We start from the raw sequence: 14768 nt of genomic DNA on the forward strand, positions 1-14768 counted from the left end.
CCCGTTGTGAGTGGTAAAGCCCGCGCATGAAACCGAACTTCGCCCTCAACCTGTCGCATGACGGCATCAGCGTCTTTTTCCGCGCCAAAACCGGCTGGGAACTGCTTGGCGAGGTCGCGCTAGATGCGGAAGATTTCAACGAGCGGCTGACGGCGCTGCGCCGCAAGGCCAAAAGCCGCGCAGGGTCTAAACCCGTGACCAGCAAGCTGGTGATCCCGGCTTCGCAAATCCTTTACACCGAACTGGACGCGCCCGGCCCCCATGCCGCGACGCGCCGCAAGCAGATCGCCACCGCGCTAGAGGGGCTGACGCCCTATGCGGTCGAGGATCTGGTCTTCGACTGGTCGGGGCACGCAGACACGGTGCAGGTGGCTGTGGTCGCGCGGGAAACCTTGGCCGAGGCGGAAGCCTTTGCCGAAGATCGCGGCTTTGCCCCGGTCAGCTTCGTCGCGGTGCCCGAGCCGGGCCAATTCGCGGGCGAGCCATGGTTTGGCCCCAGTTCCGTGGCCGCCGCGCATCTGTCTGAAGGCGCGCGGATCGAGCGGGACCAAGACCCGCTGCCGCTGGCCGCGCTGCTGAACGCCACGCGGGACGCCACCGGCGATGCGCCCGAGGTTACAGAGACCGCAGAACCCCAAAGCGACACCCCCGAAGAGCTGCCGACACCGGAAGCTGCTCCAGACGCACCGCCGGTGCCGGAAACCGCTGCGGAACCGGAGCCCGCTCCCCAAGCGGTGACGGAGAACGCCCCTGAGCCTGAGCCTGAGCCTGAGCCTGAGCCTGAGCCTGAGCCTGAGCCTGAGCCTGAAGCAAATCCGGTCCCTGAGGCAGCACAATCCCCAACCGAAGCGATTGCCGCAACGGCATCCGATACACCGGAGACGGTGCCCTCGGCGGCGAAGACGGCCCCAGAGTTGCCGCCCGAAGCGCCCGCCTCGCCCCCCGAGACCACGCCGGAACCGGCCGCCCCCGTTGCCGCAGAAACCGACACGGGCGACGGGGCCGAGTCTGGGGCCGAATTTGACGCGCCCGCCGCAGTCGCCCCCGCACGGGACGCAAGCGCACAGGACGTAGGCTCCGAAGACACGCCGGTTGCCGAGACCGTGACCGATTCCGCCGCCGAGGCGGCCCCCATGGCGGACTCTGTCGATCTGGGACAACGCGATCTGAAAGATGTGGACTGGACGCAGGTGGCCCCACTGTCTGACGCGGCCCCCACATCCAAGGAGGCTGACGAAACCACCGGCGACGAAACGGCCACAAACACGCAAGCCGAAACCGTCGCGCCTGAGCCTGAGCCCGCAAGCGCGGCACAGGCCCCCGCGCAAGCGGATGCAACGCCCGCCCCCGAGGCGACACAGACCACCCCGGAAGCCGAGACGGCAACCGAAGTCGACGCCCCAACCGACACGTCCACGGCTTCTGCCAAGACCCAGCCCCAAGCGGCCGGGCCAAAGCCACTGCGCGCGCCCGAGCGTGCAACCGGCGTGCCCCCGCGCCCCGGCCTAAAACAGCCGCCGCGCGCGCCCTTGACGCCGGAAATTTCGGACATTGGCCCCGCACCGCGCCCCCCGGCGAACAAACCTGTCAAGGCGCCCGCACCCGCGACCGCGAGCACCGGCGCGGCGGTCGGCGCGCCCAAAGCGCCCAGCCCCACGGCGAAGCCCTCAACCGAGACCGATGCGCCGCGCCCGCCGGTTCTGGGCGCGCCGACGCCCAAGAAATCCGCCGGGGTCATTGCCCCCGGCTTGGCTCTGCCCAATGATGAAGCGCGCGGCACCGGCACTGGCGAAAAGCTGCGCGAAGTCGCAGGCAAAGTCGCGGGCGCCGGGCTGCGCACTGCCGCGCTTGGCTCGGCAGCGCTTGGCAGCGGCGCGGGCAAGGCGCTGGCCAAGGCCCGCACGATGCGCCCGCGCGTCGAAATCAAACCCAATCCCACGCCAGACACGCTGGACCCGGAAAAGACCGTTTTTGGCGCACGCAAAGCGCCACAGGTCGGGGGCAAGCCGAAATATCTGGGCGTTGCGCTGATGGGGGGGCTTGTCGGCTTCATGGCGCTTGCCGCGCTGTGGGCCAGCTTCCTGGGCACCGAGGAGACCAGCGCGCCCAAGTTGGCCGCGACACCGGAAGCCGTCGCCCCGCAGCCCCCCGCGACCGAAGCGGCAATGCCACCGGCGGAGGTGGCCGAAACCACCGCCCCCACCCCCGAAGCCCTGCTGAATGTGCCCGCCACCACGCTGGAGGCGGCGCGCGCACAAGCAAGAACCGCGCTGGAGGCCACCACAGATACCGGCGCGGATACGGGCACCCCGCCGACGCCGGACCAGATGGCAAACCTTGCGCCGCTGCCCGAAAGCCCGGTCCCCGCCGCACGAATGGCGCCCACCGAGACTGGCGCGGCCGAAACCGCGCCTGATGAGGGCTCCGAGACGGCGACGGTGACGGTTCCCGGCCTTGCGCCGCTGGCGCCGCTTGGCTCTGACGCGGCACCACTGACGGAGCTAGCGCCCGAAGCCGAGCCTGAACCCGAAATCGCGGTGGAACCGACGCCCGAGGGCACGGTCGCGCCGGGGGGCTTTACGCTTTATGCCGGGCAACCGCCGCGGCTGCCGCGCCCGCGCCCGCAAGACGTGATCACAGCGGCAGAGGCCGCACGCGCCGCCGCCGAAGCGCCCTATGCCGACCCCGCGCTTGCAGGCTATCGGCCCAAGGCCCGCCCCGCAGCGGTAACGCGTGCTGCTGCGCAAGCCGCAGAAGCCGCCGCAGAAGAAACGCCCGCAGCCGCACCGCCCTCAACTACACCAGAAGAGCCCACAACCGCCCCGGCGGCACCAGAGACACCGCAACGCGATGGGGCCCTAATCCCACCGGGGCCCAGCCCACGGCTAAGCACCGCGCAAGCGGCAATTGTCACCAAGGCGCGCCCGAAACCGCGCCCGGCAAGCGTTGTGCAAGCGGCGGCCACCGCCGTGCCAGAGCCCACGCCCGAAATCGAATTGGCCGCCACCTCGCCCGCGCCTGCCGCGCCCGAGGCCGCTGCCGCGCCGTCGTTCCCCAATGCGTCGGCCAGCGCGCTTGCCGTCTCGCGCCGCCCGGTGGCGCGGCCGCGCAACTTTCAAGCCTCGGTCGAACGTGCGCTGGCGGCCGCACTTGCCGCCGAACCGGCGCGCCCCGCCGCCGCCCCGGCGCCCGCACCGCAACCCGAACCGCGCGCAACCGCGCCTCGGGTGCCCAGCTCGGCCTCGGTCGCGCGCCAAGCAACCCAACGCAATGCCATCGATTTGGGCGATGTCACCCTGATCGGCCTTTACGGCACGCCCAAAAACCGCAGCGCGCTGGTGCGCATGCCCAATGGCCGGTTCTATAAGGTCCGCGTGGGCGACCGGCTCGATGGCGGCAAGGTGGTTGCGATCGGCGATAGCCAGCTGACCTACCAAAAGGGCAACCGGTCGCATACGCTTAAGCTGCTCAAGGGCGGCTGAGCGGCTTTCCCCTCGCCCAAAAGAGCGTTGTCGATTTGTTGATGCGCTTTGGCGGCGCGCAGCCGGATCGCGCGCGCCTTACGCCGCTGATAGGGCTTGTGCCCCGGCGGCGTTGCGCTAGGCTAGCCCTGATCCCCGCGTCTTGCCCTGACACCGCCACCGACCGGACCCGACCGGCGGTGCGGGGCCTCGAATGTGAGTTCCAATGGAAGGTTTTCTGCTTCAGGCCACCCTTTATTTGACCGCGATCGTCGTTGCGGTGCCAATCGCCACCCGGCTGGGGCTTGGGTCGGTGCTGGGCTATTTGTTGGCCGGCGTCATTATAGGGCCGGTGTTCGGCCTTGTCGCCGATCAAGCGCATGACCTGCAGCATTTTGCTGAATTCGGCGTGGTGATGATGCTGTTCCTGATCGGGCTCGAGATGAACCCGCGCGCGCTTTGGTCGATGCGCGACAAGCTGTTGGGTTTGGGCGGGTTGCAACTGCTGCTGACCACCACCGCAGTTGCCGCCGTCGCGCTGGTGGTGGGGCAACCGCCCCGCGCGGCGCTGGCGCTGGGGGGCATCTTGGCGCTTTCGTCCACCGCGATCGTGATGCAAACGCTCAATGAAAAGCGGCTGATGCAAACGGCGGGCGGACGATCGGCCTTTGCGGTCTTGTTGATGCAAGATATCGCGGTGATCCCGATGCTGGCGCTTTTGCCGCTTTTGGCGCTGCCCGGCGCGCGCGAATTGGCGCGCAGCGATACCGCCGGGCACGGGATGGCCGCGCAATGGCTCGATACGCTGCCCGCTTGGGGGCTAACGCTTGCCACGCTGGGCGCGGTCGGGCTGGTGGTGGTGGTCGGCCATTTCCTGATCCAGCCGCTGTTTCGCTTTGTTCAAGCCTCCAAACTGCCCGAGGTGCATACCGCCGTCGCGCTGATGATCGTGGTGGGCATTGCCTCGTTGATGAATCTTGTTGGGCTGTCGCCCGCGCTTGGCACCTTTTTGGCCGGGCTGGTGCTGGCCGATAGCGAATTCAAACATGAGCTGGAAAGCAGTGTCGAGCCGTTCAAGGGCCTGTTGATGGGGCTGTTCTTCATCGCCGTGGGCGCGGGCATCGATTTGCGGGTGCTGTTCGCCGGGCCGTTGAAGATCTTGCTCTTGGTGCTGGCCTTTGTCGCGCTGAAATCGGCCATTCTCTACGGGCTGGGGCGGCTTTTCGGCCTGCGCGGTTCGGACCGGTGGCTTTTCGCCTTTGGGTTGGCGCAGGCCGGGGAATTTTCGCTGGTGCTGGTGTCTTTCGCCACAGCGCAGCGGATTTTGCCGCCGCCGGTTGCCGAAAAGGTGCTGTTGGTGATCGCGCTAAGCATGTTGATTTCGCCCATTCTGTTCTTGATGCATGAACGGCTGGCCCGCCGCGCCACACCCAACGCCGGGCCGGACCCCGATACCGTGGATGAACACCATCCGATCATCATTGCCGGGGCGGGGCGTTTTGGGCAGGTGGTGAACCGCATGGTGACGATGTCGGGCTATGCCACCACGGTGATCGATGCCGATCTGCCCACGGTGCAACGGCTGCGCACCTTTGGTTTCAAGGCCTATTTTGGCGATCCGACGCGGCCACAGCTTTTGGCGGCGGCGGGGCTGTCGAAAGCGCGGGTGATGGTGGTGGCGCTGGATGATAAATCTGCCGCCAATGCACTGGTCGCCTATGCCCGCAAGGAACGGCCCGATCTGCATATCATCGCCCGCGCGCGCGACCGCTATCACGTGTACGATCTGTATGCCGCCGGTGCGAATGACATCGTGCGCGAAATGTTCGATAGTTCCTGCCGGGCGGGGCGCTATGTGCTCGAAAACGTGGGGCTCAGCGCCTATGAGGCGCATGAATTGGAACGGATGTTCTGGAAGCTGGACCGGTCCTCGGTGCGCGATCTGGCCGAGGTTTGGCAACCCGGCGTGCCAGTGGAAAAGAACGCGACCTATGTGGCGCGGTCCAAAGCGCTCAATGCCGGGTTTGAAACGCAGATGACCGCGCATATCGCCAAGCGGCGCAACAGCGAGGGCACGGGCCCTCAAGATGCCGATGTGATCGAGGAAGGCTGAGCCCGGCCCGTTGCACCGCTTTATGGCCCCCCTTTATGCGGGGCCTTTTGGGCGACGCCCCGCGCGGCGGGACGACACATTGCTTAGCTGCCGCGCTGAATGATCTCGCGCACCCAGTCGGGCGCGACGACATGGCGATCCGAAAAGATTTCGAACGCGTCGATGCCTTGGTGAAAGTAAAGCTCATAGCCGCTTAGGAACTCGGCCCCGAGCGCCTCGACCTGCGCGCGGAATTGCGTATTTATGGGCGTGTAAACCGCATCAAAGGCCCAGCGCGGGGCGCCGGTCACACCCTCGGGCAAGGGGGACCCCTCGCGCCCGACCATGCCCAAAGGCGTGCAATTGACCACCCCGTCAAAGCCGGTCAGATCGGCGCCCGTGCCGGGCGTGCCCGCGCTGACCTTCATCAACGGCGCATGGCGCGCAAGCGCAGCCGCCAAGCTTTCGACCTTTGCCGCATCCATATCGACCAAAACCAATTCCGTGGCATGCAGATCGGCCAGACCAAAGGCCACCGCGCGCCCCACCCCACCGGTGCCGAGCAAGAGCACGCGCCCCGGCAGCACCGCGCCGAAAGTCGCGTGATAGGCTGCCTTGAAGCCGGAATGATCGGTGTTGAATGCCAAAGGCCCCGCGGGCGTAAACTTGACGGTATTGGCCGCGCCCATCGCCGCCACCACCGGATCGCCCGGCGCGACCAGCGCCGCCGCCTCTTCCTTGAATGGATAGGTCACATTGACCCCGTCAAACCCCTGCGCCACGCAATCGGCCAGCACCTCGGAAAAGCCTTTGCCGCGTTCGGCCGGAATGATCAGATCATAGGTCACATTGCGGTTGAGCGAGAGCCCACAGGTAATATGCAGCGCGGGCGAGCGGGTGGCGGTGATATTGCCCCCGATCAGACCAAGGCGAAGGGTGCGCGGCGAAGGATGTTGCGTCATGAAGTCCATTTCCGTTAGGCCGAGCGACGCGCAAGGCGCGGCGAGTCGGGGGCGCGAAAGATGCGCCAATCTAGACCGCACCTCCCCCCCGGAACCATGTTTTTCCAAGCCCGAAAATGCATTTAAACGCATTTTTAGCGCAAAAAATTAACATCAAGGCAGGGATGAATTTCGCAATTGCAATAGAACCCGCGCGCGCCGCAAGCTAGGGTTCGCCGAACCTTTGACCGGAGGCAAAATTGTCGAAGACCATCTTCATCCTGAATGGCCCGAACCTGAACCTGCTGGGCAAGCGCCAGCCCGAGATTTACGGCGCCGACACGCTTGACGATGTCGAAAACAACTGCCGGGCGCTGGCCACCAGCCTTGGCTTCGATATCGAGTTGTTTCAGTCCAACCATGAGGGCGTGATCATCGACACGATCCACCGCGCCCGCGAAGAAGCCGCCGCGATCATCATCAACCCCGGCGCGTTCACCCATACTTCGGTTGCCATTCTCGATGCGCTCAATGCCTATGACGGGCTGGTATTCGAATGCCATATCTCGAACGTGCATAAGCGCGAAAGCTTCCGCCACCACAGCTTTGTTTCCAGTCGCGCCGATGGCGTGATGGCGGGCTTCGGCATCGAGGGCTATGAGCTTTGCCTGCGCCGGGCCTGTTCGCTGTTGTCGAAATAAGCCGATGCTGACCGTTCTGGCCCTGCTGCTGCCCGTCTATTTGCTGGTAGCGGCGGGCTATGTGGTGGTGCGCACCAATTGGGTGGCCGGGTCCGAAATGGGCTCGCTGGGGCGGTTGGTGCTGCGGGTCTTTATTCCCGCCATGCTGTTTTACGCGCTGTCCAGCGCACCTTTGCATGAAACGATCCGCCCCGACTTTCTGGCCGCCTATGGGCTGGCTTCGGTGACGATGTGGGGGGCGACACTTGCGCTGTCGAAAGCGCTGGGGAATGGCCGCACCGACGCGGGGCTGGAGGCGATGGGCGCCTCTGTCTCCAACTCGGCCTATTTCGGCTTGCCGGTCGTGACCATGGTGTTTGGTCATGAATTGGCGCTGCGGGTATTTGCGCTCAACCTGCTGGTGGAAAACCTGATCGTTTTGCCGCTGGCAATTGGCTATCTGGACACCGCCGGGGGGCGGGTCAGTGCCAAGGGGATTTTGCGCACCATCACCCGCAACCCGCTTTTGATTGCCTCGGTCGCGGGGCTCGCTTTTGGCGCGACGGGGCTGCCCCTGCCAGAGCCGCTCATTCGCACCTTTGAGATGTTGGGGCCCGTGGCAGCCCCGGTGGCGCTTTTGGTGATTGGCGCGGCGGTCGCCGATCTGAAAGCCAGCGCAATTGCCGGGGGCGCGTTGCGGCTCATCCCGATCAAGCTGATTGCCTTTCCGGCGCTGACAGCGACGCTGATGTTTGGCTTTGGGGTGGAGCCCACGCTGGCGAAGGCAGGCATTTTGACCGCCGCCGTGCCGATGATGTCAAGCTTCGCACTGTTCGGGCTGAATTATGGCCGCCCGCAACTGGCGGCGAGCGCGGTGATTTTCACCACCGCGGTTTCCTTTGTCACGCTGACCGCGCTGATCACGCTGATGGGGGTCTGACCCCCGTCAGTCGGCTCTGGTGTAAAGCGCGCCACTGTCCAGCATCGCATCGACCTCAGCATCCGTGAAACCTAGTTCCAGCGCCAGATCCCGGTTGTGCTGGCCCAGCCCCGGTGCGGCGACCGGCGTGCCCAGATCAAGACCCGAGAATTTGAACGGAAGGTTCGGCACTTTCACCTTGCCCAGTTTCGGGTGGTCTTGTTCCAGCACCATATTGCGCGCGACGACCTGCGGGTCATTTGCCACTTCGGCAATGGTTTGAATGGGCGCGGCTGGCACGCCCGCAGCATCCAGCGCGGCAAGGGCGGCGGCGCGGCTGGGTTGCGCGGCACACCAAGCCCGCACCAGAACAATCGCCTCGGCATTATGGTCATTGCGATTGGCCGCGCCGTGGAAACGGGCATCGGCGGCCAGCGCCTCGCCCCCAATCAGATGCGCCAGCTTCAACCATGTGTCATCCACCTGTGCCGCGATCACCAAATCGCCATCGGGGGCAGAAAAACAGCCGTAAACGGTGGAATCGGGCAGGTTATCGCCGGTGCGCTTGGGCATCTCGGCCCCGTCCGACATCAGGTAGCCTTGCAGCGCATAGTCATGCATCGAGACCATGCAATCATAAAGCGCAAGATCGACATGCTGGCCGCGCCCGGTTTGCATCCGGCTGATGATTGCGGCCAGAACAGCGGTCGCACCATGGCTGCCGGTATACATATCCGCCAAAGGCATGCGGAACAGCGGCGGCGGTGCACCCTCGGTGCCAACAATCGACATCGCGCCCGACATCGCTTCGGCAATCAGCCCAAAGCCGGGGCGTTCGGACAGCGGCCCGGAATGGCCAAAGGCCGAAACCGAGGCATAGATCAGCCTTGGGTTCAGCTGCGAAAGATCCTCATAGCCCAGCCCCAGCTTTTTCAGCGCGCCGGGCCGGTAATTTTCCACGAACACATCCGCCGTAGCGGCAAGACGCTTCATCAACTCCACCGCCTGCGGCTGGCGCAGATCAAGGCACAAGCCCCGCTTGCCCATGTTCTGTTGCAGGAAATAGCCCGAAACGCCTTCGCGTTGGGTGGGCGAGGCCCGGCCCGCATCGCCCGCGCGCGGGCGTTCCACCTTGATCACATCGGCGCCCAACGCGGCCAACTGGCGCGACAGGAACGGCCCGGCAAGGAAGTGGCTGTAATCAATCACCTTAATGCCCGTCAGGGGCAGCGGCGCGGCGGGTGTGGTCATAGCGGGCTCCTTTTCTTGCGCCCTAGCTACAGGCCCGGCCCCGTCCGCCCAAGCCCAAGGCGGCGCCCCGGCGGCCCGAACCCGGCGCGTGGCGATGGTTTTCCGCCCTCACACAGGGCTTGATGCATCAAACGCCATCAAGGTCGCGGATATTTTCGCGCAAGATCAGCTCGGCCGGGATCGGGCGTAAATCAGGTGGCGTGCCGCGATGCTGGGCGATCACCGCCGCCACCGCGCGCGCCGCGATGGCCGCCATATCCTGATGGATCACCGCCGCCATCCGGCCTTCGATCAAGGCCACGCGTGACAAAGCTGTCAGATTGAAGGTCACGAAACAGACCCGCCCCAAGCTGCCGGCATCGGCCAATGCGCGTTCGATCCCACGGTTGCCCGCCGCAAAATTCACGATCCCCTCCAGATCGGGGCGCCGCGCCAGCAGATCACGCGCAAGGCGAAAGCACTCCTCAGGCGTGTCATTGGTCGAAAGCGTTTCAACCACCGTGATCTTGGGAAAATCTTCGCGCAGGATCGAGCGCAGCCCCGCCTCGCGTTCTTCATGGCTGCGATAGATCGCCTCGGAAAAGAAATAGGCGATCTTTCCCTGTCGCCCCAACATATTGGCCAAGATCTGCCCCGCCAGACGCCCCGCGCCACGATTGTCCAGCCCGATATAGGGCAGGCCCGTAACGCCCGGCAGCGTGGTCAATACGCTGACCACCGGCACCCCGGCTGTGATCAATTGGCCGATCGCATCGCGCACCAAAGGGTGTTCGGCGGGCTGCACGATCACGCCTCCGGTGCCATCGCCAAGACATTCCTTGAGTGCCGCCGCCTGCGCCGCCGCATCGGTGCGGCGCAGAAAATCGAGCCGCAGCGCCACCCCCGTATCGCGCGCCACCGCACGCAAACAGCGGCCCAAAGACTCATTGGCAAAGCCCGGCGGGCCACCCAAAAACGCGCGCAGCGACAGCCCCGGCGGGGCGGGCGGCAACAGCCTTGGCCGCGCCCCCGAGGCCGCCAATTCCCGCTCCGCAGCGCGCACCTTTTCCACCGTGGCGGCGCGCACACCGGGGCGCCCATTCAGCACCCGATCCACGGTCGCCGTACCCACCCCCGCCAAAAGCGCGATATCGGAAATGCGGGGTTTGGGCGGGGCACTGTCACTCATACAAATCAGAATGAGGCATCAAAATTGCCGCGTCCAGCCCCTTAGACCCCGGTGGTGACCGCGCGCATTTCCGCGCGCAACAATTCGATCAGTTCCTCGGCAAAGATCGAACGCGGGGTTTCGCTGTTCACCACCGCATAGGTGCGAAAGGTGGTTGGCTCTTTCAGTGCGATCACCTTCAGCCCGTCCAGAACTTGATCGGCCACCGAAAATTCATCGATCAGGGCGACCCCTACGGCTTGGCGCACCAACGCTTGCACGGTCTGGCCAAAGCGTGCCTCGATGATGAAATCGACCGGAAGCCCCGCATCTTTCAAAGGCCGCGCAACAATCGCCCCATAAGGGTCAGAGGGCGAAATCCCGATCATCGGGTTTTTCGCCAGATCATAGATCGAGACGCGGGATTCCGCGGCCAATTCATGCCCATCGGGCACCAAGGCGACCACCCGCCCGGTGCCCAAAGGCAAACAGGTCAGCCCCGGATGGTCGATCTTGAAGCTGTTGGCGACCAACTCGCCTTTACGCAGCAACAAATAATCGATGCTTTCTTCGATCTTCGTCTGGTCGATGGTCATGCGCAGATCGGGGTAGCGTTCGCGCAAGCGCCGCACCGCATAGGGCAACACCCTTTGCGCGATCGACGGGACCGAGGCAAAGGCAAAGACCCGGTTTTCGCCGCGTTTGAGCATATCGATCGAGCTTTGCAGGTTTTCGACCTTAGCAAAGACCTCGTTGATCTGGGAAAAGATCCCCCGCGCCTCTTCGGTCGGTGCGAACCGGCCATGCGCGCGCGAAAAAAGCCGCAGTCCCAACTGGCTTTCCGTGTGCTTCATCACCCGGCTGATGCCCGGCGCAGACACGCCCAGCAAGTCCGCCGCGCCCTTGACCGTGCCGGTAATCAAGATGGCCCGGATCACCTCGATCTGCCGCAATGTGAGCATGAACCCTCCTTGGCGCACCGGCAGAAATTAACATCACATACGCATCAAGGCAAATACGGATATTTGTTGTTATGAATTGCGCCGCCTATGGTCACGCCAACCCGAATGGGAGCGGGAATGACCATGACCTTATCCAAAGCGGTGCTGATCGAAGACGAATTTCTGCGCGACGGCTTGCAAAACGAGACGCGCGTTTTCTCGGTCGCGGAAAAGCTGGCCTATGTGCAAGACCTGATTGCCGCCGGGGTAAAGCGCATTCAGGTGGGCAGCTTTGTGCATCCGAAATGGGTGCCCACGATGGCCAACACCGATGAACTGTGCGCCGCGCTGCCCGAAGCCGAAGGCGTGACCTATACCGCGCTGGTGCTGAACGGCGCGGGGCTCAAGCGCGCGCAGGCGGTGGGGCTGAAGCATCTGTCGCTGTCGGTTTCCGCGTCGGAAACGCATAGCCGCAAGAACACCAACCGCAGCATTGATGAAGGCCGCGCCGCGATGGCCACGGTAATTGAAGCCGCGTTGGCCGATGGCATTGCCGTGCGCGCGGGCATTCAGTCCGCGCTTGGCTGCGGCTTTGAAGGCAAGATCGACCCCGCGGTGGTGGTATCCATTGCCAAGCAATGGTCCGCCCTTGGGGTGGATGAGATCAACTTGGCCGATACGGCGGGGCTCGCCAATCCGGTGCAGGTGGCCGATCTGTGCGCGCGGGTGCGTGACGCGATTGCGCCCGAGGTGGCGCTGTCGCTGCATTTGCATGACACGCGCGGGCTGGGCATGGCGAATATGCTGGCGGGCCTGCAAGCGGGCGTGCGGGTCTTTGACACCGCGCTTGGCGGCCTTGGCGGCTGCCCGTTCATCCCGAAAGCCGCAGGTAACATTTCCACCGAAGATGTGGCCTTTGCGCTTGAAGAAATGGGCTTTGAAAGCGGCATCAACTGGCGCGCCTTGCGCGGTGCCGTCGCCCGCGCCGAAGCGCAGCTAGAGCGCCCCCTGCCCGGACGCATGGGCCATATTTTCCAACCCGGTGAAGCGCAGGAGAATGCCGCATGAGCCGCCTTTATGCCCTTGAATATTTGACGGTTCCCGGCCTGACCCCGCGCGAACTTGTCACTGTGGCCGCCGATGCGGGCTATGATGCGGCAAGCTTCCGGCTCATTCACATGGGCGTGGCGGGCGAGCCCGATTGCGACCCCTGCGACGCACAAATGATCCGTGAAACCAAGGCGGAACTGACTGCGCGCGGGCTGAAAGCCTATGATGTGGAATTGGCGCGCATCCTGCGCGAAACGCCCGCCGCTGACTATGAGCGCGCCTTTGCCGCCGCCGCCGAATTGGGCTGCACGCAGGCCATTTCCTCGGCTTGGACGGATGTGCGCAACGACCTGCCCTTTATCGTGGAACGCTTCGGTGAAATCTGTGCCCTTGGCGCGCAATATGGGCTGACGGTGAACCTTGAATATCCGGCCTTTTCGCGGCTGTGCTGCATTGAAGATGCGCAAGAGGTGCTGACACTGACCCGCGCGCCGAACCAAGGCCTCTTGATCGACACGCTTTATCACTATTTCACCGGCGGCAAGCTGGCAGACCTTGCCCGCGTGCCGAAGAAATGGGTCAACTTCCTGCATGTGAACGACACCCATCACATGGCCTTTTCCAAGGCCGAGATGATCCATATTGCCCGCGACGCGCGGCTTTATCCGGGCGAAGGGGTCATTCCTTTCGCGATGATCGCCGCCACCTTCCCCGAGGCCGATATTGCCATCGAACTGCCCAATGCCGAGCGCATGGCGGTTCTTGGCCCCACCGAACACGCCCGCCGCGCGCTTATGGCCGCGAAACGCTTTTTCGACGATGGCGAAACCGCCACCGTCAGCGCCGCTTGAGCGCCCAGCCACTCAGGAGACCCGATATGGCCCGTGAACTCACCCAAGAAGAAATGGCGACCGCCGATGCGATGATCGCCCGCGCGCGTGCCGCGATGGAAGAAATCAAAGACTACGATCAAGAGCAGGTGGACCGTCTGGCCCGTGCGCTTGGCTGGAACTGCGGCAACGAAACCACCTTCTTGCGCATTGCCCAGATGGGCGTGGATGAAAGCGGCATTGGCGACCGTGCGGGCCGCGCGGGCAAACGCTTCAAAATCTTGGGCGTGTTGCGCGATGCTTTGCGTGGCAAATCGGTTGGCGTGATCGAAGAAGACACCGCCAAAGGCCTGACCAAGATCGCCAAGCCCGCCGGCGTCATCGCCTCGCTTATCCCGACCACCAACCCCGAGCTTACCCCCCCGGTGACCGGCATCTACGCCATCAAATGCAAAGATGCGGTGATCTTTTCGCCCCACCCGCGGGCCAAGAAAACCACCTTTGAGATGGTGCGTGTGATGCGTGAAACGCTCGCCAAACTGGGCGCGCCGCGCGACATTTTCCAATGTGTCGAGAACCCCTCGATCCCGATGACCGATTACCTGATGGCCCATTGCGATCTGACGATGGCGACGGGCGGCAAGCCGATGGTGCAGGCGGCCTATTCCTCGGGCAAACCGGCTTACGGCGTGGGCGCGGGCAATGCGACGATGGTGATTGATGCCGATGCCGATATTGATGAAGCGGCGATGAACTCGCGCATCTCGAAAACCTCGGATTTCGGCTCGGGCTGCTCGGCCGATGGCAACTTGGTCATCCATTCCGCCGTGTATGACGCGATGAAAGCGGCGCTGATCCGCGAGGGCGGCTATCTGTGCAACGCCGAAGAAAAAGAGCTTTTGGCAAAGGCGCTGTGGAAAGAAGACGGCTCCCGCCGCATTGAAACCGTGGCGATTGCCGCGCAGCGGATCGCCGAATTTGCGGGTTTCACCATCCCCGATGACCGCAAGTTCTTGATGGTCGAACAAGACGAGATCGGCAAAGAGCATAAATTCTCGGGCGAGAAGCTATCGGTCACCATGGCGCTTTATAAAGCCGCCGATTTTGACGATGCGCTGGCCAAAGTCCGCGCGATTTATGAGGTGGGCGGCAAAGGCCATAGCTGCGGGATCTATTCCTTCAACGAAGAGCATATCCTGCGCCACGCCGAAAACGCGCCGGTTTCCCGCGTGATGGTGCGCCAGCCGCAATCCAAGGCCAATGCGGGCTCCTTTGAAAACGGCATGCCGATGACCTCTTCGCTGGGTTGCGGCATCTGGGGCGGCAACATCACCAACGAAAACGTCAGCCTTAAGCACTATATGAACGTGACTTGGGTCGCGCGCCCGATCCCGATGGATCGTCCTTCGGACGAAGAACTGTTCGGCGAATTCTACAACACCGAGGTCATGTAAGA

11 protein-coding genes are annotated in these 14768 nt (G+C 64.1%); 7 read left to right on the forward strand and 4 right to left on the reverse strand.

Annotation, left to right across the window (positions count from 1 at the left end; translation table 11 throughout):
• The first annotated feature begins 26 nt into the window (after positions 1-26).
• Positions 27-3482 carry a hypothetical protein gene (locus tag CKO11_RS09175; protein WP_223636987.1) on the forward strand — a complete coding sequence of 1152 codons (3456 nt, stop codon included), beginning with the start codon at positions 27-29 and terminating at the stop codon, positions 3480-3482.
• A 205-nt stretch (positions 3483-3687) separates the two neighbouring features.
• Positions 3688-5574, forward strand: coding sequence for a cation:proton antiporter (locus CKO11_RS09180; RefSeq protein ID WP_223637011.1), 1887 nt, complete (start codon positions 3688-3690; stop codon positions 5572-5574).
• Between the two features lie 83 nt (positions 5575-5657).
• On the opposite strand, the gene CKO11_RS09185 is transcribed toward CKO11_RS09180, so the two are convergent.
• Positions 5658-6515: a shikimate dehydrogenase family protein gene (locus tag CKO11_RS09185; RefSeq protein WP_223637014.1), complete on the reverse strand. Its 858-nt coding sequence runs from the start codon at positions 6513-6515 to the stop codon at positions 5658-5660.
• Positions 6516-6754: 239 nt separating this feature from the next.
• Here CKO11_RS09185 and aroQ point away from each other — a divergent pair, with 239 nt between their 5' ends.
• Together aroQ and CKO11_RS09195 are read left to right on the forward strand one after the other, a co-directional pair.
• Positions 6755-7195, forward strand: a complete 441-nt coding sequence (gene aroQ, locus CKO11_RS09190) for a type II 3-dehydroquinate dehydratase (protein WP_223637017.1) — start codon at positions 6755-6757, stop codon at positions 7193-7195.
• 4 nt (positions 7196-7199) lie between these two features.
• Complete coding sequence (locus tag CKO11_RS09195) at positions 7200-8114, forward strand: AEC family transporter (RefSeq protein ID WP_223637020.1); 915 nt, start codon at positions 7200-7202, stop codon at positions 8112-8114.
• Positions 8115-8120: 6 nt separating this feature from the next.
• Here the strand turns inward: CKO11_RS09195 and CKO11_RS09200 are convergent, their stop codons facing one another.
• The 3 genes from CKO11_RS09200 to CKO11_RS09210 form a co-directional block, all read right to left on the reverse strand.
• The gene (locus CKO11_RS09200; RefSeq protein ID WP_223637022.1) at positions 8121-9344 is read right to left on the reverse strand and encodes a CaiB/BaiF CoA transferase family protein; all 1224 of its coding nucleotides are present in this window, start codon (positions 9342-9344) and stop codon (positions 8121-8123) included.
• Positions 9345-9471: 127 nt separating this feature from the next.
• A complete protein-coding gene (locus CKO11_RS09205; RefSeq protein ID WP_223637024.1) occupies positions 9472-10512 on the reverse strand; it encodes a LacI family DNA-binding transcriptional regulator in 1041 nt (346 codons plus the stop codon).
• 41 nt (positions 10513-10553) lie between these two features.
• The gene (locus CKO11_RS09210) at positions 10554-11453 is read right to left on the reverse strand and encodes a LysR family transcriptional regulator (RefSeq protein WP_223637027.1); all 900 of its coding nucleotides are present in this window, start codon (positions 11451-11453) and stop codon (positions 10554-10556) included.
• Positions 11454-11570: 117 nt separating this feature from the next.
• On the opposite strand from CKO11_RS09210, the gene CKO11_RS09215 reads away from it, so the two are divergent.
• The 3 genes from CKO11_RS09215 to CKO11_RS09225 are packed head-to-tail and all read left to right on the forward strand — an operon-like array spanning position 11571 to position 14766.
• The gene (locus CKO11_RS09215; RefSeq protein ID WP_223637030.1) at positions 11571-12500 is read left to right on the forward strand and encodes a hydroxymethylglutaryl-CoA lyase; all 930 of its coding nucleotides are present in this window, start codon (positions 11571-11573) and stop codon (positions 12498-12500) included.
• On the forward strand, positions 12497-13333 hold the full coding sequence (locus tag CKO11_RS09220; protein ID WP_223637033.1) for a sugar phosphate isomerase/epimerase family protein: 837 nt from the start codon (positions 12497-12499) through the stop codon (positions 13331-13333). Before CKO11_RS09215 ends, CKO11_RS09220 begins: the two co-directional genes overlap by 4 nt.
• A gap of 26 nt (positions 13334-13359) precedes the next feature.
• Positions 13360-14766, forward strand: coding sequence for an aldehyde dehydrogenase family protein (locus CKO11_RS09225; protein ID WP_223637049.1), 1407 nt, complete (start codon positions 13360-13362; stop codon positions 14764-14766).
• The last annotated feature ends 2 nt before the right edge of the window (positions 14767-14768 follow it).

Origin of the sequence: Rhodobacter sp. TJ_12 (genome assembly GCF_020023995.1) — a bacterium.
Lineage (GTDB): Bacteria > Pseudomonadota > Alphaproteobacteria > Rhodobacterales > Rhodobacteraceae > Rhodobacter.

What these genes read in the sequence shown, in the direction of transcription:
- CKO11_RS09185 (WP_223637014.1), bottom strand. Translation starts at nt 6,515, where the DNA reads ATGACGCAACATCCTTCGCCGCGCACCCTTCGCCTTGGTCTGATCGGG.
- CKO11_RS09195 (WP_223637020.1), top strand. Translation starts at nt 7,200, where the DNA reads ATGCTGACCGTTCTGGCCCTGCTGCTGCCCGTCTATTTGCTGGTAGCG.
- CKO11_RS09220 (WP_223637033.1), top strand. Translation starts at nt 12,497, where the DNA reads ATGAGCCGCCTTTATGCCCTTGAATATTTGACGGTTCCCGGCCTGACC.
- CKO11_RS09205 (WP_223637024.1), bottom strand. Translation starts at nt 10,512, where the DNA reads ATGAGTGACAGTGCCCCGCCCAAACCCCGCATTTCCGATATCGCGCTT.
- CKO11_RS09215 (WP_223637030.1), top strand. Translation starts at nt 11,571, where the DNA reads ATGACCATGACCTTATCCAAAGCGGTGCTGATCGAAGACGAATTTCTG.
- CKO11_RS09180 (WP_223637011.1), top strand. Translation starts at nt 3,688, where the DNA reads ATGGAAGGTTTTCTGCTTCAGGCCACCCTTTATTTGACCGCGATCGTC.
- CKO11_RS09175 (WP_223636987.1), top strand. Translation starts at nt 27, where the DNA reads ATGAAACCGAACTTCGCCCTCAACCTGTCGCATGACGGCATCAGCGTC.
- CKO11_RS09200 (WP_223637022.1), bottom strand. Translation starts at nt 9,344, where the DNA reads ATGACCACACCCGCCGCGCCGCTGCCCCTGACGGGCATTAAGGTGATT.
- CKO11_RS09225 (WP_223637049.1), top strand. Translation starts at nt 13,360, where the DNA reads ATGGCCCGTGAACTCACCCAAGAAGAAATGGCGACCGCCGATGCGATG.
- CKO11_RS09210 (WP_223637027.1), bottom strand. Translation starts at nt 11,453, where the DNA reads ATGCTCACATTGCGGCAGATCGAGGTGATCCGGGCCATCTTGATTACC.